Source organism: Cohnella sp. OV330 (assembly GCF_900112065.1).
Lineage (GTDB): Bacteria > Bacillota > Bacilli > Paenibacillales > Paenibacillaceae > Cohnella.
The window spans coordinates 158,952-181,349 of sequence record NZ_FOKE01000009.1; the positions used below are offsets into that span (position 1 = coordinate 158,952).

Sequence of the window (22,398 nt, forward strand, 5' to 3'; positions counted from 1 at the left end):
TAAGTGAACGTCCCCCTCATATACTGTACCAATCAATCAGAGCAGGGAGGCGGGAGCGTGCACGATTACATCAAAGAACGGACCATCAAGATCGGCCGCAGCATCGTGGAGACGCGCAATACGGTTCGTACCATCGCCAAGGAATTCGGCGTCTCCAAGAGCACGGTGCACAAAGATCTGACCGAGCGTCTGCCGGAGATCAATCCGGATCTAGCCGATCAGGTCAAGCACATCCTCGAGTACCACAAGTCGATCCGGCACCTGCGGGGCGGCGAGGCGACCAAGATCAAGTACAAGAAGACGACGATCAAGAAGCGGGAAGTATTCGCGGTCGCAAAAGCGTAAATTTTGTCAAATCGTCAGAAATGTTAAAGGATTTTTAGAAATCATGGCGAATACTTAAAAGAATATCTATGCGTTGGAGGCTTGTTTTTCATATGTTCAGCAAAGACATCGGAATCGACTTGGGCACGGCGAACGTTTCCATCCACATCAAAGGCAAGGGCGTCGTGCTCGATGAGCCTTCCGTTGTCGCGATAGAGAGCGACACCCGCAGGGTGCTGGCCGTCGGGGAGGATGCGCGCCGCATGGTCGGCCGCACCCCCGGCAATATCATCGCGATCCGCCCGCTGAAGGACGGCGTCATCGCCGACTTCGAAGTCACGGACATGATGCTGAAGGCATTCATTCAGCGGGTCGGAGGCCGCAGCTGGTACGGGCGTCCGCGCATCCTGATCTGCGCGCCGACCAACATTACCTCGGTCGAGCAAAAAGCGATACGCGAGGCCGCGGAGCGCAGCGGGGCGAAGGAAGTCTTCCTGGAGGAAGAGCCTAAGGCGGCCGCGATCGGCGCCGGCATGGACATCTTCCAGCCGAGCGGCAATATGGTCGTGGACATCGGCGGCGGTACGACCGACGTCGCGGTGTTGTCCATGGGGGACGTCGTGACCGCCTCGTCGCTCAAAGTAGCCGGGGACAAATTCGATGCCGCTATTATGCGGTATATCAAAAATAAATACAAGCTGCTCATCGGCGAGCGGACAAGCGAGGACATCAAGATCAAGATCGGCACCGTCTATACCGGCGGCCGGAAGGAAGAGATGGACATTCGGGGCCGGGACATGGTCTCGGGATTGCCGCTCACCGTGACGATTCACGCGGACGAGGTCCGCGAAGCGCTATGGGAGCCCGTATCGTCCATCGTCGCTTCGGCCAAGGCCGTGCTGGAGCGGACGCCGCCGGAGCTGTCGGCCGACATCATCGACCGCGGCGTTATTTTAACGGGCGGCGGCGCGCTGCTGGACGGGCTCGACGCCCTGCTGGCGGACGAGCTCAAAGTGCCCGTGCTGATCGCCGAAGACCCGATGCACTGCGTCGTCAAGGGGACGGGCATCATGCTCGACCACCTCGACAAGATGGCGCGCCGCAAGTAGCTTTCTCACAACGGGAGGGAACAACGCAACATGATCAGAGGATTGTATACGGCGGCTGCCGGGATGATCGCGGAGCAGCGCAGGCACGATACGGTGACGAACAACGTCGCTAACTTGAATACGCCCGGCTATAAGGGCGTTAATTCGGTGAACCGGGCATTTCCCGAGATGCTCATCTCGCTGATGGGCAGCCCGGACGACACGAAGGGCACGATCGGCAAATTGAATACGGGCGTATTCGCCGAGGAGAGCCTCATCAACCTGAGCCAGGGCGACCTGAACGAGACGGGACGCAGCCAGGACCTTGCGCTCGTGTCGGACATCCTCGTCGACGGACAAGCCTTCGACGACTCCGGCAAGTTCGTGGACGCGAACGGCAACGTCACCTACCAGCCGCAGGCGCTGTTCACCGTGCAGAACGCGGACGGCGAGCGCCGGTACACCCGCGACGGCGGATTCCGTACGACGGCCGACGGCATGTTGGTCACCCCGGACGGCATGGAAGTGCTCGGCGTAGACGGACAGGCCATCCGAGTGGACGGCACTTGGGACAACGTACAGGTCACGTCCGACGGACGCCTGATCGACAAGGAGACCCAGCAGCCGCTGGCCGGCAGCCCTGCGCTCCTGCTCACCGAGGTGAACGACCCGAACCAACTTGTTCGCCAGGGCGACGGCAAGTACGTCTACGCGGGCGACGCGAACGGGCTGCGTCAGGTGCAGGCGGGCGAGCGCGTAGAGATCAAGCAGGGTTACCTCGAGCGCTCCAACGTGGACGCCTCGCAGTCGATGGTCGACATGATGAGCGCGCTGCGCGCTTACGAGGCCAACCAGAAGATCGTCCAGTATTATGACCGCAGCCTGGACAAAGCGGTCAACGACGTCGGCAAAGTCTAATAGAAGCGAAGGGGAATCGAGATGAACAACTCCATCGTCAGCGCAGCCGCGTCCATGGGCGCTCTCCAACAGAAGCTGGACGTACTCGCCGACAATATTTCCAACGCCAATACGAAGGGCTACAAGCGCAAGAGCACGGTGTTCGAGGACATCCTTACGAACATCCAGCCGCACGAAAAATCGTTCGAGCTGCCGGGCCGCCGGACGCCGCTGGGCTTCACGCAAGGCTGGGGCGCGCGCGTCGTCGGCCAACAGATCGACATGACCCAGGGCGCCATGCAGCAGACCGACAGCCTGACCGATCTCGCGATCGCGGGCAACGCCTTGTTCGAAGTACGCTCGGGCGGCACGCTCGACAGCGCGCGCGCCTTCACGAGGCAAGGCGCCTTCCAACTGTCGCCGACGGCCCAAGGCGACAGCCTGCTGACGACGGCCGAGGGCTATCCTGTCGTCGCCGTGAATCCGGATGGCCAGGATACATTCGTGCGCGTGCCGAACAATTATGAGATGATCGTAGGCGCAGACGGCAAGCTGACCGCCCGCTCTTCCGACGGCAACGAATCGATCGAGCTGGGCACGCTGCGGCTGGTCGAGGTCAACAAGCCCGAGCTGCTGCAAGCGGTCGCGGACAATCTGTACGGCGTGCCTTCCGACGTGAACGTAGCGGACGTCGTAGCGAACGTCGTCGCCAGGCCCGACGAGGCGGGCGGCGTCGCGATTCGCCAGGGCTTCCTCGAGGAGTCCAACGTCAGCCTGGTGGACGAAATGGCCGACCTCGTCAACGTACAGCGCGCCTACCAGCTCAGCGCGAGGGCGCTCAGCTCGGGCGACCAGATGTCCCAGATGGCGGCCAATCTCCGCGCCTGACGCGGCCTGACGACCGGCGGCGGGCAGGCGCTTTAGCCTGCCCCTCTGCCGGACCGCTTGCGCAATTCCGACCCAAAGCTTAGAATAAATTGACTCGAAAGCATAGGATTATTCGAGCTTCTTTATTCTGAAGGAGGATCTACCGTGTCAGCGACGAAGCGTCCGACGGACAAGAAGCAGCGATCCGCAGGACGGCTCATGATGCTGATCGTTTGGACTAGCGTCAAGATTTTGTTCATTCCGGTACTATGCATCGTGGCGCTCCTGGCGGGACTCGGGATCGGATACGCGGTGTTAGGCAAGCAGGATTGGTCGGACGTGTTCGACTGGAATACCTGGAAGCACATGTACGATCTCATCTTCGAGGGCAGCCGTTAGCGCCGTTCGGGACGGAGAGACATGCGTGCCGCGGATGCGCAGGCGCCGGTATTGAGTGGACTACAAGGAGGCTCCCCGTCTTACGGCAAGGGGAGTTTTTTTATGCGCAAATGCGATACATATGGTATCATTGACCCGTGACGAACGAACGGGATTTTACCCGGAGCGGGACTGGCGGTATAATAAAAGCTGACAACGGTCTTGCGATCGCGATCGCGGAGCCGCTGGCGAAATGGAGGCTCCGGCGGTGAATGTGCCGAATCTGTTGACGATGTCCCGCTTTGTCCTGATCCCCGTCTTTCTGGCGCTTTATTTGGACGGACACCCCATATGGGCGTTGATCGTGGTATTCGCAGCCGGGATTACCGACATGCTGGACGGCTATATCGCCAGGCGCAGCGGCCTCGTGACGCAGATCGGCATTATGCTTGATCCGCTCGCGGACAAGCTCATGATGCTCGCCGTCGTCGGCGCGCTGCTGGCGGACGGAGAGATCCCCTGGCTTGCAGCGGGCGCGATGGCATTCCGCGAGCTCGGGATGATCGCGGCCGGCACTTTCTTTCACTTCCGTGGCAAGCGGACGGTGCCCGCCAATTCGTACGGCAAGCTGACGACCGTCATCTATTACCTGGCCATCGTGCTGCTGATTCTCGATCAGCCGGGAGGCGTCGTCGCGCTCTGGATTGGCGTCGGCCTGTCGTTCGCGACATCCTTCGTTTACTTTACTTCATTTAAAGAACTGAATGGCGAGACGAAGTCCGCTTAAGCGGACGCAGCCGACCCGAAGGGCGACAAAAGGACTTGCCGCAGGGCCGCGCAGGAAGCGATCGGCACCGGAGGCAAGCCCTCTTATATTCAACCTTCGCGGCTGCAGGACGCGGAAGGATTATACATAGTATGGGCGCCGGGCCTCGCTGTTATTCCTAGGTCGCCGTACAATTCGGAGGGAGTACTGTTCATGCTCGACATCAATCAAATTCAGGAAATCATTCCGCACCGCCAGCCGTTCCTGCTCATCGACCGAATCCTCGAGCTCGAGCCGGGCAAACGCGCGGTCGGACTCAAAAACGTGACGATGAACGAACCGTATTTTGCGGGGCACTTCCCTGGCTTTCCGGTCATGCCGGGCGTATTGATCCTGGAGGCGCTCGCGCAGGTCGGGGCCACGGCGATCCTCGGACTCGAGGAAAACAAGGGGAAGATCGGCTTGTTCGCCGGCGTGGACGAGTTCCGCTGGCGGGGGCAGGTGACGCCGGGGGACACGCTGACGCTCGAGGTCGAGATTATCCGGCTGAAGGGACCCGTCGGCAAAGGACAGGCATCCGCGAAGGTGGACGGCAAGGTCGTGGCCGAAGGCGTGCTGATGTTCGCGCTGACCGATCCGGCGAAGGAGAGATGAACGAACGGCCCCGGCGCGCCGGGCTCTCGCTGTGACGGAGAGCGCGGCGCCTGGGTATAGATAAAGAGACCAAAGACGGAAGGATGAGAAATTGATGACCATTGCTGCAAACGAAGTGTATGAATCCTGGCTACACAATCCGAAAGTAGACGCCTCGACCAAAGAGGAACTGCGTTCGATCGCCGACAAGCCCGCGGAGATCGAAGACCGCTTCTACCGCGAGCTCGAGTTCGGCACCGGCGGCCTCCGCGGCGTGATGGGCGCGGGCACGAACCGGATGAACCGGTATATGATCGGCCGCGCGACGCAGGGCTTCGCCAATTATTTGCTGCGCAACTTCGAGTCCCCCTCCGTCGTTATCGCGCACGATTCCCGCAATAATTCCGATGTTTTCTCGCTCGAGACGGCACAAGTGCTGGCGGCAAACGGGATCAAGGCTTATTTGTTCCGCTCCTTGCGCCCGACGCCGCAGCTTTCGTTCGCGGTACGCGACCTGAAGGCCGCAGGCGGCATCGTCGTGACGGCCAGCCACAATCCGCCCGAGTACAACGGATACAAGGTCTACGGCCAGGACGGCTGCCAGCTCGTGCCGCATCAGGCCGAGCAGGTCATCGCAGAGATCCGCGAAGTCGACGCTTTCGACGACGTCAAGCGTATTAGTCAGGCCGAAGGCGAAGCGCAGGGTCTGATCGTATGGCTGGGCGAAAACGAAGACAATCGGTTCGTACATACGGTCGCCGCACAGTCCGTTCATCCCGAGGTATTGAAAAGCGGCGCGGGATCGGCGCTCTCCGTCGTCTATACGCCGCTGCACGGCGCGGGCAACATGCCCGTGCGCTGGGTGCTGGCCGCCGCGGGCTTCACCAACGTACACGTCGTGCCGGAGCAGGAGCAGCCGAACGGCATGTTCTCGACGGTCAAGTCCCCGAACCCCGAGGAGCACGAAGCGTTTACGCTTGCGATCAAGCTCGCGGACGAGGTGGGCGCGGACATCATCATCGGCACGGATCCGGACTGCGACCGCATGGGCGCCGTCGTCAAGAACGACAAGGGCGAATACGTCGTGCTGTCCGGCAACCAGTCCGGCGCGCTGATGGTGCACTATCTGCTCTCAAATCTGCAGGCCAAGGGACGCCTGCCGGCCAACGGCGCCGTCATCAAGACGATCGTCACGAGCGAGATGGGCGCCGATATCGCACGCTCGTACGGCAGCGCGGTCATCAACACGCTCACCGGCTTCAAGTACATCGGGGAAAAAATGACCGAGTTCGAATCCACGGGAGAGCATGCCTTCCTATTCGGCTACGAGGAGAGCTACGGCTATCTCGCCGGCACGTACGCGCGGGATAAGGATGCGGTCGTCGCGTCGCTTCTCATTTGCGAGGCTGCCGCTTTCTACAAGACGCAAGGCAAGACCTTGTACGACGTGCTGCTGGAGCTGTACGCGAAGTACGGCACGTATCTGGAAAAGCTGGAATCCCGCACGCTCAAAGGCAAGGACGGCGTCGCCCAAATCGCCGCGATCATGGCGGACTGGCGCACGAACCCGCCTGCCGAAGTGGGCGGCATCAAGGTGGATCAGGTGCTCGACTATGAGCTGGGACTGGACGGCTTGCCGAAGGAGAACGTACTGAAGTTCCTCCGCGCGGACGGCTCCTGGTTCTGCCTGCGTCCATCGGGGACCGAGCCGAAGATCAAAGTATACTTCGCCGTTCGCGGCGACGACCTCGACGGCGCCAACGCAGCGCTGGACGCGCTGGTCAGCGCGGTCATGGCGCGCGTGGACGCGCTTAGCTAAGCGAGGTTCGCGCCTTTCGGCCACCATTTAGCCCGCAGCCGCCTGCGCTCCGCACGGCTTGCGGGCGCTTGTGCGCTTGGGCCGAGGCGGGTGCTTCGTGGCGCCGGGTTGACTGATGGGACGAACGGGAGGACAGATGGCGGCGAGACGCTATTTGGGGAATGCCTGCGTCCTCGCGCTGTCGTATTCTGTCGCGGTATTGCGCGGGAAATGAAGTTTGGTGACGACAGCAGTAGAACGTGGCTCGAAACCTGCTTGGCGGCGCCGTCGTCTATATGGAAGACCGCACGAAGTCGGAAAAATCGTTTTGCACGGCAATGCGCAGGAAAATGTTGCGTTTTCGGCATTCAATGCACGGATAACTGCAATACTACATTTAATTCGCTGCATTGGGAAAATTGAGGCGTCCGCGCGAAGCGTTCGTATGCGACGCGCGCCGTCGTCGATGAGGATAAAAGGGAGTGGAAGCGGTGCCTGTATGGCTGGAACAATGGAATCGCAGATTGGCGAAGTGGCTCTGGTGGGTCGTGTTGATCGGCGTGCTGGGCTCGCTGCCCGTCGCTTATGCGCGCGTGCAGACCGAGCACTCGGCGAACAAAGTGGAAATCATCGTGGACTACAAAGACATTCTGACGATCGCGGCTACGCAAGCGGATCCGAAGGCTTTTGCCCAGGAGCAGCTTAAAAAGCTGAAGGACGCCGGCGTCAACGGAATGGCGGTGTTCGAGAGCAATCTGGACGAACTGAGCCTGACCGGGGACGTAACGGTATATACGGCGCAGCAAGCCGCGCAGTTGGTTGGCGAGCTTAGCGCGCCGGGCGACAATCGTACATACGTGATGTTCAACAAGCCGGATACCGAGCCCGCGATCAAGCCGATCGTGGAAGACGCATTCAACCAGGCCGGGGTGAGCGTCGAGTCTTGGTCCGCGAAGGGCCGCGACGGCATTATCCTCGGGATCGGACCCGATGACGCCAAGCTGCGTCCGATGGAACCGAACCCGCTTTCCATGCAGGCGATCCACGATGCGGGGCTGATGGTCGTACCGCGTATTTCCGATCGCACTCAGCCATACAACGCCGCTCGCGTGTCCGACTGGCTGGCCAAGTTCAAAGCGGTCGGCGCTACGCGCATTATTTTCGACGGCGAAGCCGTGACGGGTTACAACAACCAGGCGGATCAACGCAGCCTGGACGACTTCGCCAAGCAGCTCAAGGAAGGCGGGTTCGGTACCGCCGTCATCGAGAACCTGAAAGCGCCGCAGCTCGGCATGGGCGCGCTGGCCCAGAAGCTCGGTTACGATGCGGTCCGCCTGCATTCGGTGTCCGAGGGCGAGATGATGGCGATCAGCCCCGAGACGCTGAAGGACCGTCTCGTGCTGGCCGTGAAGGATCGCAACATCCGTATGATCTACCTGAACGCCGCGCCGGCGCGCGACGACAAGAAGGCGGTCGTGACCCACCCGATCGACAAGACGATCGTCACTGCGCTCTCCGGAGACGACGGCGCGATCGAGCGCATGCGAGATTTCGGCTTCGTGACGGGCGAAGCGCATGCTTTTAAGGTTCACAAAGCACCGGCCGAGACGGTGTGGCGCGGTCTGGCGATCGCGGGCGCGGTCTCGCTGATCGCGATCATGATCGGACTGTTCCTGCCGCCGCTGCTCCTGCCGGTTACGATCCTCGGCTTCATCGGCGGCGCGGGGGTGCTCGCGCTCGATTCGTCGCTGCTTACGCAGGCGCTGGCGCTGTTCGTCGCGATCGCGGCGCCGACGGTGTCCGTCGTGACGCTGGTCCGTCTGCTTCGGGCGAGGAGAAACCGACCCGAAAACTTCCGCATGTCCGCCGGACGTCGCTTAGGCTCCGCGATCTTGCTCTATATTCGTACGGCGATTCTTTCAGTCATCGCCATCCCGTTCGTCATCGCGCTGCTCAACGACATTACGTATGAGCTCGTGCTGCAGCAGTTCCGCGGCGTCAGCCTGCTCCATCTCGCGCCGATCGCGCTGGTGGCGCTCTATGTATTCTTCTACGGCTCGGCGAACGGATTCTGGGGCAACATCCGGCAGCTGCTGGTCATGCCGATCAAGGTGTTCTGGGTCATCGCGGGCGTCTTCATCCTGGCGGCAGGCTACTATTATCTGACGCGCACGGGCAACGGCGGTTCCGCATCCGGCATCGAGATGAAGCTGCGCACGTTCCTCGAGACGACCTTCCACGTACGTCCGAGATTCAAGGAATTCGCGATGGGCCACCCGCTCATGCTGCTGGGCCTGTTCCTCTCGCTCCGCTATCCGAAGTGGCCGCTCGTGCTCATCGTCGCCGCCACGATCGGACAGCTCTCGATGGTCGACACGTTCGCGCACATTCATACGCCGGCCGTACTGTCCGCGACCCGGGATCTGCTGGGACTCGGCATCGGCTTCCTGATCGGACTCGTGCTGATCGTCGTCTGGCAGGTGCTCGAACGTTTGTGGGCGGTTTGGAGAAAACAGTTGGCGATGAAGTAAGTTCCGCATTGGGCGGAAATCGGGTAAAGAGGAATGCGACCGTTAAGGGATCGATACTGCCGTCAGGCATGGCGGCGCGGCTCTCTTTCATCTGAATTTAAGGCAAACATAGGCGGTGCATGGCATAATGGGTATGGCAAAAACGGACCGGAAGCTGCGGCTGGTGCTGTCCGGCTACTACGGCTTCCGCAACAGCGGAGACGAAGCGGTGCTGCTCAGCATCCTGAACGCGCTCGAGCAGGCCGGCGAAGACCAAGGCGTATTCGTCGAGCCGATCGTGCTGTCCGGCGATCCGACCTGGACGGCGCGGCAGTACGGCGTCTGGTCGGTGCCGCGCATGAAGCTTCGCGAGGTGCGCGAAGCGATCGCCGCCAGCGACGGCGTGATCAGCGGCGGCGGCAGCCTGCTCCAGGACGCGACCGGTCTCGGGTCGATCCCGTATTATCTGGGCATCCTGGAGATGGCGCGCTGGGCGCGCAAGCCTTCGTTCATCTACGCCCAGGGCATCGGGCCGGTAAGGCGCCGGATGTTCGGGCCTTTCATCGCGCGGGCGATGCGCAAGGCGTCGTACGTGTCGGTGCGGGACGCCGAATCGGCCGCGCTGCTGGCCGGCTTCGGCGTTCCGGAGGACCGGGTCGCGGTCGTGCCGGACCCGGTCATGGGGCTGCCGCTGCCGCCGTCGGCCGGCGGGGCGGAGGTGCGCGGCGCCGCCGAGGTCGCAGGCGGCGCTGCGGGCGATGCGCCCCGCGCGGCCGACGGCACGGGGGCGATGGGGTTGGCCGGCGCGGCCGGTGCGGGCGCCGCGGGCGATGGGCCTCGCGCGTCCGAAGGCGCAGACGCGGCGCGCGCGGGCGGCGCGGACAGGCCGCCGCTGGTAGGCGTGTCCGTGCGGTTCTGGCGCGGCGACCGGTCCGATCTGGATCGGATCGCCGCGGCGCTGGCCGCGCTGGCGCGGCAGCGTCCGGTGCGGCTGCGCTTTTTGCCCTTTCACGAGGGCGCGGACGAGGACGCCTCGCGCTACGTGATCGAGCGGCTGGGCGATGCCGCCGCGATGGCGGAGATCGCGCCCGCGCATGATGCGCCGCAGGAGATGTTGCGAGAGATCGATCGCTGCGACCTGCTGGTCGGCATGCGGCTCCATTCGCTCATCTATGCCGCGAACCGCGAGGTGCCGCTGCTCGGCTTGTCCTACGATCCCAAGATCGACCAATTTCTGCATCGCCTCGGCGACCGGCCGATCGGCACGGTCGACGCGATCGATTTGCAACATTTTGCGGCCAAGGCCGTCCAATTCATAGAAGATCCGGCACAGTGGCGCATCGACCATTACAGCGCCATCCGGCGACTGAAGGAAGAAGCGGCCTTACCGGCGCAGCGAATCGTCGAAGCCTGCCTGGAACTTAGAGGGAGATAACCATGTCTCAGACCGCGGATGCGCGCAGCTTTCCGACCGTATCAATTTACGGCATCCCTTTTTCTAAAATGAATATGTCCCAGACGGTCGATTATCTCATCGGGGCGGTCGCGTCCGGCAAAAGCCATCGCATCGTCACCGGCAACCCGGAGATGGTCATGAAGTCGCTGCAGAATCCGACGTTCCGTCGGGCGCTGGCAACCGCCGAACTCGTCGTCCCCGACGGTACGGGCGTCGTGTGGGCGGCGCGCCGCGTCCGCCAACCCGTAGCCGAACGCGTGGCCGGATACGATCTGCTGCACGAGCTGATGCGCGAGGGAGATCGCCGCCATTGGAGCGTCTATTTGCTAGGCGCCTCGCAGGAAGTCGTGGATGCGGCCCATGCCAAACTGGCTTCGATCTATCCCGGCGTTCGATTCGCGGGCGTTCGCAACGGGTATTTTACCGACAGAGACGATGAAGCGGTCGTAGCCGCCATTCGCGAAGCGAAGCCCGATCTACTGTTCGTCGCTCGCTCGATGGATAACCAGGAGCCATGGCTGGCAAAGCACCAAGCTGAGCTCGGCGTACCCGTCATGATGGGCGTCGGCGGCAGCTTCGACGTACTCGCCGGCAAGACGAAGCGCGCGCCTGCGTTGTTTATTAAGCTGAGACTGGAGTGGTTCTACCGGCTGCTTCGGGAGCCGACGCGGATCAGGCGAATGATGGTACTTCCCCAATTCGCGCTCAAAGTCGCCAGAGACGGCGATAACCTTTTGCAAACGAAATGAAAACACGTGAAAACGAGCTTGAGTGAAGGAAAACAGCCTTTTTTGCCGGAATTCGGCGAAATTATTGGCTTGTTCATTTCCGTGCCGGAGCGTATAATTCATTCCGGTACATAAGCTAAAGGAGATGTAAAAATGCCGACAGGCTGGATGGTTGGAATCGGGATCACCGGATTTGTGCTATCGCTCGCGCTTGCGCTGGTGTTGACGCCGCTTGTTAAGAAGTTCGCGTTTCTCGTCGGCGCGATCGACAAACCGAATCATCGCAAAGTGCACACGCGGATCATGCCACGGCTCGGAGGTCTGTCCTTCTACGCTTCGTTTACGGTCATTATTCTTCTCTTATTGCCGCTCATTCCCGAACACTGGTTCAGCGCTCACGACAAGCGTCTCATCGGCGCGCTTCTGACGGGCGGTACGCTCATCGTGCTGCTGGGCGCGCTGGACGACAGGTTTCAGTTGTCCGCCAAGCTCAAGCTGCTCGTGCAGATCGCTGCGGCATGCGTCGTCGTTTTCGGCTTCGATATTCGAATGGACTTCGTTAATATACCGTTTGGCGCAGCTAGCCAATCTCTCACGGATTGGATCAGCATTCCGCTTACGATCTTCTGGATCGTCGGCGTCACCAACGCGATCAATCTGATCGACGGACTCGACGGCCTGGCGGCCGGCGTATCCGGCATCGCGATCAGCTCGATCCTCGTCATGTCCGCCCTGATGGGCCAAGGTACTGTCGTCATTCTGTGCGCGGTGCTGCTCGGCGGCATTATCGGATTCTTGTTCTTCAACTTCCACCCCGCCAAGATCTTCATGGGAGATTCAGGCGCGCTGTTCCTCGGCTTTGCGCTGGCGATGCTGTCGATGCTCGGATTCAAGCAGATCACCGTCGTCTCGTTCGTGACGCCGCTGCTGCTGATCGGCGTGCCGCTGTCGGATACGTTCTTCGCGATCATCCGCCGCCGCGTGCAGAAGAAGCCGATCTTCGAGCCGGACAAAGGGCATCTCCATCACTGCCTGCAGCAACTGGGCTTCAGCCACCGCAAGACAGTACTTATCATCTATGGCGTGGCCGCGTTCTTCGGCGCATGCGCCGTGCTCCAGTCGGTCTTCTCGAACTCGGGCGTCGGCAACTGGCTGACATTCGTCGTCATCTGCGTGCTGCTCGTCCTGCTGCAGATCGGCGCCGAGCTCATCGGCATCGTGGACAAGTCGAAGCGTCCGATCTTGAACTTCCTCGCGCGCATGCGCGTGAAGGAGACGGCGGGTACGCGTTCAAAGTAATTTAGAAATGGACGGCCCTGTTCCGCGTATGCGGTGCAGGGTCTTTTTTTGCGGGCGCCGAGATGGCCGTGTGCATGGCGCTTTTCCAAGTGTTTCCTTGCGGCGGAACTGGGTACGGAGTCTTATTGTGGAGGAAATGCCTAAACTATTGGCCTCGGGCGGCCGATAACAACAGTACGATAACTGTCTTCGAGGCAAGTTGGGTGGTGTTCGTTCCTTTATTCCGTTTTACGACGTTCCTATAACTAACGATCCCGCACAAGGAGGATTTTTCCTTTGAAACTTCTGAACACACGGTTTATCGCATGGATGCTGACGCTGGCACTCGTCGCGACGCTCCTGCCATTGACGCCAGCAGCACCTGCAAATGCGGCTTCGGCCTATTTCCAATTCGACGATTACAGCACGTCCGAACTAGCGCCCTCTGAGGTGAACAGCAACGTTATCGACATTGCGGGCACGTTTAGCGGCGTTTCCTCTACGACCATTAACTATAAGATCGAAAAGCTGATCATAAACGGTTCGACGACGAAGGTTGCCGAATCTTCAATCGGGTCGACGAAGCCGATCATTACCGGATCGAATTCCTTCCGTTTTACCGGTATCACGATCTACGACGGTCTGAATCGCATTACGGTCACCGGGACGAACACGGCCGGGAATATCGTAGACGGCACTGCTTACGTGAACTTTACGAACGTGCCAGTTATCTCGGACATCAAGCTGATCGACGGTACCGTGCTCCCAGAAGGCAATTCGCTTCTCGTGACCAGTCCGACTGCCACCATCTCCTTGAAGGCCCCTAACGCTACAGAAGTGACTATTAACGGCACGCAGATGTTCGGCGGAGCTGGTTCGAGCTACGTGTTGTCTGGTATCGCACTGAGCCACGGCTTGAATACCTTGACGATCGTTGCTAAAAACGCAACTAAAACGTACGAGTTAAAAAGGAACTTGGTTTACTATAACGGCTCGTTAACGGCTTATGGCGTTAAGATCGGTTCGCAGGACATCGGCGGCGAGCCGACGCTCAATACGGCGATCACTACAGGTGCCAATGTATCCGGGACGGTTGTCATTCCTTATACCGGTACGACTGTGCCGGCGGGCAATGTTACGGTGGAGTTGTGGAGAACTGGAGATGCCGCTGCCACTTCCGTATCCGGCAGTACTTACTCGCTGGTGAATACAACCCCCGGATATGTCATTTATAACTTCACAACAACTGGTACTTTTACCGTGCCTACGAATGGCGATTATTATTTGCGTATCATCGGTCCCAGTCCCACGCTGACAGATACGCTTCCTTTCAAAATGCTGCTGTCCAATTCGCCCAGTATCGCCGGTGTCAAACAGATGTATAATGCAGTGTTGCCTACTTCAGGGACTACAGTTACGGCCGCTTCAACCGCCAACTTTTCTAACAATGCAATCGTATCGCAGCTTCCGCTTTATCTGCTGCTGGATACACAAAATCTCGGCGCAAATACCGTCGATGTCAAAGTCGAACGCGGTACCGACAATGTTACGGCTCAATCTGATATTGTCAAAAACAGCTATTTTGACGCAGCAGGTAAACCTGTCGTAATCATTCGCAGCCTGCCGGCAGGTCAATTAAAGTTGACCTTCATGATCAAGGACAGCTCTTTGGCGACGATATACTCGCTTACGCGCACCATTACTTACAACCCGGCGCCGGCGATTCAAATCGCCAATCTGTACACAGGCATGACGTTCACGAATCCAAGCGACTTCCAGAACTACAGCATCGTAGGCAGCTTGCCTAACTTCAATTTGAACACCGCTGCCGAGCTTGCATCGCTTCAAGTCACGCTGAATGGCAGGACGGTGTCGTTAAAGCAGAGCACGAGCAACATCGACGTAAGTTCCGGTAAGTTCACGTTTGTTCCGGGGAATTCGACGCCTACGCCGGTCTCGCTGGTCGCTGGCGCGAATACAATCACGTTCTCGGGTACGGCAAGCGGTGTCCCTGTCTCTACTTCTTATACGATTTATTTATTTTCCAATGATGAACCTGCAATCACAAGCATTCGTCCAATACCTTATGTCCTGCCGCCGAACAATGACGATCCGGCACTGCCTAAGCGTAAATTCTCCGATCCTGACGTCAAGTTTGCGATAACGGACGACAATGAGTACACGACGACGGAAAAATCGCTCGATCTTCTATTTAAGGTCAAGGATTTCGACGCAATCGATATGTTGATCGACGGAAAATCAGTGGCGACTGGCGGATTCAATTCGTCTACGCCTGCGTTGCTTGAACTGGTCGATCCTGCGACGCCAGTGGATAGCATCAAACCATTTGTCGATATGAAGCCGAATGTAGCGCCGAATAACCAATATACCCTGCAGTCGGGAGAGACCGAATACCAGATCCGCTTGTCGGAGATCAAACTTCCGACTTCCGGTAAGATTACCTTTACGGTCATCTTAAGGAAAGGCACCGTTACCGTATCCCAGACGATCACGATTATACGGGATTACTCGCCTTACCTTGTGCTATCCCCGAAGCTGCCGAACGAGGCGGTCATCAACGCTAACTTCCTGCCGATCAGCATTAAGGCAGAGGGTGCGAATCAAGTGCTCATCGGCAAGGTTGAGATGACTAAAGGCGAAGGCGACATTTTCCGTTACGAGATGCCTAACCTAAAGGCAGGAAAGAACACGATTAAGTTTACAGTCGTCACAGGTACGCAAAAGGTCAACGGATCTTTTGATGTAACCTACGCGGCAGACAATTCGGTAGCCGCACAGTATAAGGCGAACGTATCTGCATCCGGCAAGGTCAATATTTTCAGCGGCGAGCTCCAAATGTCGTTCCCGAAGAATACTTTCCTGCGCCAAGCGAATACAAGTCCCGGGCAGGATGTCAAGACGGTTGATCTGTTCAATTCTCAACAAATTTACTTTGGCATTGCTGACCGGACAGATGGACGTACGGTGAAGAAGTACAATGCAGTTGGCGAGACGGATCTGGCCGGCAATGCGCTCGACGGTACGATCAAGGATGTGCCGGTGGACTCGTATGCAGTCGACCGTTTGACGCCAAAAACGAATTTTGCTTATGCCTCCAAGCTGTTCTGGATCGACGCGGGCTACTTTGATGCCACGGCGTCGACAACCAGCGGCGAATATACTATGGTAAAGGCAATGCAGCCATATCAAGCGTCGAATATGTTTTATGGCCGCGTGTACGATGCTTCCAAGTGGTTAGAGCCATCGCAGCGTGGTACGATTACCTTGAAGTATGACGCCAACATCGCCAACGTGTATGGTCAGAACCTGAGCGTTTGGCGCTACACGAACAATGGGTGGGAAAATATCGGCGGCGTTGTCAATACGTCTAACAAAACCGTAACGGCGCCATTTGATGGCTTTGGCTATTACACGGTCATGGGATTGCGGTACAGTTTTAGCGATATTATCGGCCACAAGTACGCAAGGCTTGCGTTAGAGTCGATATTCTCTCACGGCGTCATGAACAATAAGGATGGAAATTCCTTCGGCGTCTACGAAAACATCACGCGAGGCGAATTCGCGCAAATGCTCGTTAAGATGATGGGGATTCCGCTTCAGTACGATCCGAACAATATGACTTTTGACGACGTACAGCCGTTCGATTATCCGGACCAGCCATACTGGAACTATCGCTACGTCGAGACAGCGGTCAAGAAGGGTTATATTAGAGGCAAGTCGCCTCGGCTCTTTATGCCGAACGATAACTTGACTCGCGGCGAAGCGGCCGTCATGATTGCAAGAGCTCTCAACCTGGTCAAGAGCAATGCAGATGCGGAGAAGGATCTTGTATCGCTGCAGAAGATCTTCACTGATGCATCGACGACCGACACCTATGCGGTTAGCTCGATCCTGGCTGTAAACAAGGCCGGATTCATATCGGGCATTGCCAACACGGTCCCTGGTGGCAAACCGACGTTCCGCTATGAACCTGATTCCAACTTGTCCCGAGCGGATGCGGCGGTCATCGCGCAGCGCGTCATGAAGAAGCTTAAGAAGCTTTAATGTTCCGAACGGGAGTCACCGCAGTGGCGGGGGCTCCCGTTCTCATTTTTCATAGAATTGTGCGCAAGAGGAAAACTTTTGGCAATGACGACGTCGGCAGCGGTAGGCTATACTATGGAAGTCTTAAGTCATACATAGAAGGTTGAGATTGCAAGACGAGCATGATTGGAAGCCCCTGATTCCGTGTAAAAGTAGTCAGGACAATTCCGGAAAAAATTAGATCAAAAAAATTGGATTCAAACGCAACTTTTCCTGACGAACCGCGTCTAACATCATGTGACTTTCAAGAGGGACTTAAGTCATATGGCATGCTAGCATTTCCAAGAATTCTCTTTACGCTAGGTTTGCTCGCATGTATAATGATCAAAGTGGCATTATTACCCTGGCCATTTTCTGCTTGTTTACGAGTTTCTGCGACATGCTTCTACTTCCATAGACATGGTGCAGACATCAATTATAGACAACGCTCAACTCCGGAGAGGGGGTGACACACCGATGAGAGAATCGAGCTACAAATCTTCTACACAAACATTACAGAGTCCTTTCCGAGGAGGAGAAAAAAAGGTTATGAAGAAAAGTTTGTCTCTTCTCATAGCTCTGGCTATGGTATTCGGCATGTTTGCCTCTATGGCATCTGCCGCTACAGCTGAGCTGACTACAGCTCAAAAGTATCAATTGTTCGTTGATCAAGGCGTTCTGAAGGGTGACCCTAGCGGCAACCCGCGCCTGGACGCTACGCTGACTCGCGCTGAATTCGCGACGATCGTTGCAAGCGTTGGCGGTCTGAAGCTGGTCAACTCCACGTCTTCTTTCTCTGACGTGAAGGCTAAAGACTGGTACTTCACGGCTATCCAATCCGCTTCCGACGCTGGTCTGGTTAATGGTATCGGCGCTGGCAAGTTTGGTCCTAAGCTGAACGTTACCGTTGAGCAAGTTGCCAAGGTTGCTGTTATCCTCGCTGGCATCAAGCCGGTTGACGGCGCTGTTGTTGCAGGTTCGTCCGCATGGGCTGGCCCGTACATCCAAGCTGCGATCAACGCTGGTCTGGCTGTTCCTTCGAACTATAAGGCTAACGCTACGCGCGCTCAAACGATCGACCTTGCTTATGCTGTATACCAACTCAAGGCCCTTCCGGTTCTGAGCGACGTAACGGCTACGGTTAACTCTGATGACACAATCACGGTTTCCGGTAAGGTTGTCGGCACGGCTGACAGCGTTAAAGTTGCCCTGGGCACGGCTACTGCAGTTGCTGCTACGTTGAAGGATGACAAGACCTTCACATACACGACTGCTAAGCAAGTTGCTGGCACTTACAAGCTGACTGTTGTTGCTTACGACGGCACGAAGGCTTCCGTTTCTGTTGAGAAGGAAGTTACGATCGGTGGCTTCGTTGTTGAATCCGCTACGGCTGTCAACAGCAAGCAATTGGTTGTTAAGTTTAACAAGGCTGTTCAAGAAGGTGCATCTGTTGGCGGCGTAACATACGGCGTTAACAATACGAGCACTGCTGCTCAAACCAGCTATGTAATCTTCGGTGGCCAAGAACCGGCTTCGGCAACGGTTAGCGCCGACAAGATGACGGTTACTTACAACTTCGCTAACTGGTTCACGCAAAATGCATACAACCAGCTGTCGATTACTGGTATCAAGTCGGCTTCCGGTCAAGCGCTGACGGCTTATAAGTCCGCGATCCTGACGAACGATACGACTGCTCCTACGATCACTGGTGTTAGCTATACTGGCAATGTCGCTACGCTGACGCTGAGCGAGCCGGTTGAAGTTGCTGGTCTTGGCACGATCTCCATTAATGGTTCCGCTAAGACAATCGTTGCACCTGCTTCCATCCCTTCTTCCGGCCTTTATGTATCTTATGGCACGGACAGTGAAGGTAAAGTAACCACCGTCAAGGTTGGCGGTCTGGATGTTGCAACGAACTATGCATTCAACCTTGTTGGTGGTCATGACGTTAACAATCTCTACTTCGATTACAGCACTACGTTGAATGTTCCTAGCGACACGACTTCCCCGACGGTTACTTCGCTGACGGTTAACGGCGGCATTATCACTGCTAAATTCAGCGAAGCACTGAGCACTGCAGGTAGTGTTTACAACAACTCCGCTGTAGCATCCAAGGTTGACGGCGTACTGAGCAGCGACAAGCTGAGCGCTACGTACGACACCACTGCAGCTGGTGTTAGTGCACAATGGCTCAACGGCAACACGTTCCTGAATACGACGGCTGTACTGAAGGGTTACCAAGACCTCCTGGGCAACACGGGTTCCAGCTTCTCGCAAGCTGTAACGCTGTCCAAGGATACTACCAACCCGACGGTTGTTAGTGCAATGTATGACGGCACCTATGTTGTTATTAAGTTCAGCGAGCCGGTAGCTGTATCTGCTGGAACTGTAACTTACAAGTATACGAACACGAACTCCGTTGTTGGTGCTGCTCAATCTTGGAGTGGATTCACTTCCGGTTATGACATCGATAACAACCCGGATGTAGTGGCTGATGGTGAAAATCTCTACATTAAGAAACAAGTAGGCGCACTTGACGCTGGTACGTACAACATTTCCAGCATCCCATCTGGGACCGTTAAGGACCTTGCTGATCGTTCCAATGATGCAGGCAGCGCAAGCTTCACTGTTGCAGCCGGTTCTGCAACGGGTAGCATTGATCTGGTTTCCGTAGCAACCGAAGGAAACAGCAAGCTTCTCTTCACCTTTGATGAGGCGCTGGCAACTTCTGCACTTGACGTGTCCAAGTACACAGTCAATGGCGTAGCTCTTCCGACTGGTGCTAAGCTTTACTTCCAGGGTTCGCAATCCGTAGTTGCTGCTGAAATCCCGGCTGGAACTTTCACTGCTTCCGGATCCCGCGAATTCAAGGTTAACAACATTGTCGGCACGACGGGTAACACGTTGTCCAGCAATGTAAGCTACGTCCTCAACGTGAAGGAAAACGTTGCTCCTATCGCTACTACGGTTACTGTCATTAACGATCAAACGTTGAGAGTTGCTTTCAGCGAGACGGTTAACGATGATGCTACAGTGACGGGTGTTAGTGTTTACCTGAACGGCAGCACGTCTGCTGTAACGGGTCTGGGCTATGCTGCGAACGGTGGTTACCTGTATATCACCGGTTCGACAGGAACATTCTCCAACACGGCTGCTATCTCTGTTAAGTTTGCAAGCTCCGACATTGTCGATGTATCTGGCAACGCGGCTGCAGACGTAACGATCAACAAGTAATATCTCTCTACCAAAAGAGCAAGCCTTCGGGCTTGCTCTTTTTTTTTGTCATCACAACTTTTTGACTAGATCCGTCGTCTATAGTAATAGGTTAAGATAGGGTTCATGTAATATTCATGTACGAGCGCTATAATAAATGCAACTGAGTTTAGGGAGGATCGCCGGATGAACGGATCTAGCAAAAAGTTTAAAGTGCTGGTTGGAATCACCGCAATTATGCTGGCTGCGGCGCCCGTATCCGCATTTGCAGCGAACACTACAAATGCCGCTGCGACTAAGATAACGGCTGTATCGCAAATTGTTAAACCGATTTATTTGAGCAGCACGAGTTATATCAATCTGGTCGATGTGGGATTGTCGCCAGTAGATGGTGGACAAATTGCAGCATTTACATTAAGCATTTATAACGGAAGTTCGTCTGCGCTCGACCTATCGAATTATTGGTTCAGATTGTCCAATTTGTCAGGGAGCAGTTATTCCATAAAAACGTCAGCCGCGGATGCGAAACTTACTAAAGTTGCTCCAAATTCAAAGACGATGATTACTTTGTATGCAACGGTTGGCGAATCAGCGAAATTATCTGATTTGATCTTCAAAGTCGTCAAATTTAACTTCAATGTGGCTGGATACGAACAAGGCGTCGGGAGATTCACCTTTCCTAAAAACTTTAGTAACATCGTAGCGGCTGGCTCATATAAGTCCTTGTATTTTGCGACGACTACGCTGAATTCAAAAGTTACTTCTTCAACGATCGCAGCTTCCGGAGATGATCAACTCATCACCGTCAATTATGTATACAATAATATCGGCAAAAAAGCTGTTACGCTAAGCAAGTATAAATACTACCTCGCAACGGCTAGCGGGATTATGTATGAGGCGACGCCTTCGGTTACGGAAGATTTGACTATACAGCCCTTGACCCGAAAAGAATTTAGCATTACGGCTACTGTTCCCTCCACCTTGGCGAAGACGGGATGGAAGTTGATTATCTTAAAGGACAACGGAGGAGAGACGGCTGTAACGCTACCGGTTGGTACTTATAATCTTTACTTTAGCAATGGCACTCCAACCTCTACGGTTACCGATAGCTTTACTTATACAAATACCGAAGGTACTTACCAGTACAAATTGACGTCGCTGCTAAGAGAGCCATGGAATAGCCAAGATGTGCTCTCGGCAAGAATTAGAATTACAAATAAGTCGACGACGGCTGTTTCAATTCCTGCAGTCTCGGGCTATTTCTACTTGGATGATAAGACCAAGCTGGAATTTAAAACAATCACCGTCAATAATCAATTTGGATTGAATGCTGGCAGTTATGTGGATTTGGATGTGTATGCGAAACTACCCTCAAATTTCAATTTTGCAAAAGCCAAACTTGTTCTAAACAACAAAGTTGACGATAAGACGACAACTAAACTTGGCGAGCTGACGGGAACTTCGTATCTGGCACAAATTCCGAACTTTGCCGTTGATAAAGTCATGAACGTTGACCGTGAAGGCAATAAGATGACGGCAACACTGAACAACGTCAATGTTTATAATACGACGACTACGAAGATTTTCTCCGTCCAAATGACATTGACTAGCGAAGAAAAACGTACGATTGACCCAGTACGCTTGGTTGGATTGTTTAAGAGTGACAACGGGGACATATTCCCTGCAACCGCGACGATGGCCGAAGGTCAAGTGAATGCTTCGAACAAAGCGCTGCTTACGTTCACGGCATCGGTGCCTCAGAACTACGACACTAACAATCTTAAGTTGATCGTAGGCGAAGGCGTATCCGATACGAAGTATACGGACTCGAAGACTGCGGCCGATGGTTTCATTAATGCAGTCAGCTATAGCTTGCCGCAAGAACAGCGCTTATATAGCACGTTTAAGGATATTAACCTTCTGCCATACAAATTTACGATCAACAAGTTCTTCCCGACCTTGCTCGGCGATGACATCCAACTCACGCTGGACTACAACCTGGATAAAGATACTTTCTACAACTTGTACCCGACCGATCGCAAGCTTGTACTCGAAGTAGACGGCATTAATCTATCCGACGGCAAGGTCACGAATTATCTCTCGCAAGAGTTGACGATCGAGGGAGATGGTACGACTCCGACGCTCAAGGCAGGCACGAACCAAGAGCTGATTATCAAAAAGGCCAATCCAAATACGGGATACGATGGAACACTAAAGTATAGACTTCGGTTGTACGAGGTCGTTCAAGGCGCCAAAAAAATCGTCGCAGACCGGGCGATCGACTACTGGTTCATTACAAACGATTGGACTGGTGATACGAATAACTAATAACTGGTTACAAACGAGAAACTGTCGGTATTTATACAATACCGGCAGTTT

15 protein-coding genes are annotated in these 22,398 nt (G+C 56.0%); all 15 read left to right on the plus strand.

Annotated features, from left to right (window positions below; all coding sequences use genetic code 11):
- Nucleotides 1–57 precede the first annotated feature (57 nt).
- The gene (gene spoIIID, locus BM235_RS20955; RefSeq protein ID WP_090116189.1) at nucleotides 58–345 is read left to right on the plus strand and encodes a sporulation transcriptional regulator SpoIIID; all 288 of its coding nucleotides are present in this window, start codon (nucleotides 58–60) and stop codon (nucleotides 343–345) included.
- A 92-nt stretch (nucleotides 346–437) separates the two neighbouring features.
- Nucleotides 438–1,433, plus strand: coding sequence for a rod shape-determining protein MreB (gene mreB / locus BM235_RS20960; RefSeq protein WP_090116190.1), 996 nt, complete (start codon nucleotides 438–440; stop codon nucleotides 1,431–1,433).
- A 30-nt stretch (nucleotides 1,434–1,463) separates the two neighbouring features.
- Nucleotides 1,464–2,330 (plus strand): flagellar hook-basal body protein, encoded by an 867-nt coding sequence (locus tag BM235_RS20965; protein WP_090116191.1) that lies wholly within the window; start codon nucleotides 1,464–1,466, stop codon nucleotides 2,328–2,330.
- Nucleotides 2,331–2,351: 21 nt separating this feature from the next.
- The gene (locus tag BM235_RS20970) at nucleotides 2,352–3,197 is read left to right on the plus strand and encodes a flagellar hook-basal body protein (protein ID WP_090116192.1); all 846 of its coding nucleotides are present in this window, start codon (nucleotides 2,352–2,354) and stop codon (nucleotides 3,195–3,197) included.
- Nucleotides 3,198–3,341: 144 nt separating this feature from the next.
- Complete coding sequence (locus BM235_RS20975) at nucleotides 3,342–3,575, plus strand: DNA-directed RNA polymerase subunit beta (RefSeq protein WP_255374501.1); 234 nt, start codon at nucleotides 3,342–3,344, stop codon at nucleotides 3,573–3,575.
- Between the two features lie 247 nt (nucleotides 3,576–3,822).
- On the plus strand, nucleotides 3,823–4,341 hold the full coding sequence (locus BM235_RS20980) for a CDP-alcohol phosphatidyltransferase family protein (protein WP_090116344.1): 519 nt from the start codon (nucleotides 3,823–3,825) through the stop codon (nucleotides 4,339–4,341).
- 192 nt (nucleotides 4,342–4,533) lie between these two features.
- Nucleotides 4,534–4,974 carry a 3-hydroxyacyl-ACP dehydratase FabZ gene (fabZ, locus tag BM235_RS20985; RefSeq protein WP_090116193.1) on the plus strand — a complete coding sequence of 147 codons (441 nt, stop codon included), beginning with the start codon at nucleotides 4,534–4,536 and terminating at the stop codon, nucleotides 4,972–4,974.
- Between the two features lie 94 nt (nucleotides 4,975–5,068).
- Nucleotides 5,069–6,772: a phospho-sugar mutase gene (locus BM235_RS20990; RefSeq protein ID WP_090116194.1), complete on the plus strand. Its 1,704-nt coding sequence runs from the start codon at nucleotides 5,069–5,071 to the stop codon at nucleotides 6,770–6,772.
- A gap of 470 nt (nucleotides 6,773–7,242) precedes the next feature.
- Nucleotides 7,243–9,282, plus strand: a complete 2,040-nt coding sequence (locus tag BM235_RS20995; protein ID WP_143106714.1) for a DUF5693 family protein — start codon at nucleotides 7,243–7,245, stop codon at nucleotides 9,280–9,282.
- A gap of 127 nt (nucleotides 9,283–9,409) precedes the next feature.
- Nucleotides 9,410–10,696, plus strand: coding sequence for a polysaccharide pyruvyl transferase family protein (locus BM235_RS21000; RefSeq protein WP_090116196.1), 1,287 nt, complete (start codon nucleotides 9,410–9,412; stop codon nucleotides 10,694–10,696).
- Nucleotides 10,697–10,698: 2 nt separating this feature from the next.
- Nucleotides 10,699–11,466: a WecB/TagA/CpsF family glycosyltransferase gene (locus BM235_RS21005; RefSeq protein ID WP_090116197.1), complete on the plus strand. Its 768-nt coding sequence runs from the start codon at nucleotides 10,699–10,701 to the stop codon at nucleotides 11,464–11,466.
- 147 nt (nucleotides 11,467–11,613) lie between these two features.
- The gene (locus BM235_RS21010) at nucleotides 11,614–12,744 is read left to right on the plus strand and encodes an MraY family glycosyltransferase (RefSeq protein WP_090116345.1); all 1,131 of its coding nucleotides are present in this window, start codon (nucleotides 11,614–11,616) and stop codon (nucleotides 12,742–12,744) included.
- Nucleotides 12,745–13,020: 276 nt separating this feature from the next.
- A complete protein-coding gene (locus BM235_RS21015) occupies nucleotides 13,021–16,788 on the plus strand; it encodes an S-layer homology domain-containing protein (protein ID WP_090116198.1) in 3,768 nt (1,255 codons plus the stop codon).
- Between the two features lie 567 nt (nucleotides 16,789–17,355).
- The gene (locus BM235_RS21020; protein WP_158543771.1) at nucleotides 17,356–20,040 is read left to right on the plus strand and encodes an S-layer homology domain-containing protein; all 2,685 of its coding nucleotides are present in this window, start codon (nucleotides 17,356–17,358) and stop codon (nucleotides 20,038–20,040) included.
- A 165-nt stretch (nucleotides 20,041–20,205) separates the two neighbouring features.
- Complete coding sequence (locus BM235_RS21025; protein WP_090116200.1) at nucleotides 20,206–22,347, plus strand: hypothetical protein; 2,142 nt, start codon at nucleotides 20,206–20,208, stop codon at nucleotides 22,345–22,347.
- Nucleotides 22,348–22,398 lie beyond the last annotated feature (51 nt).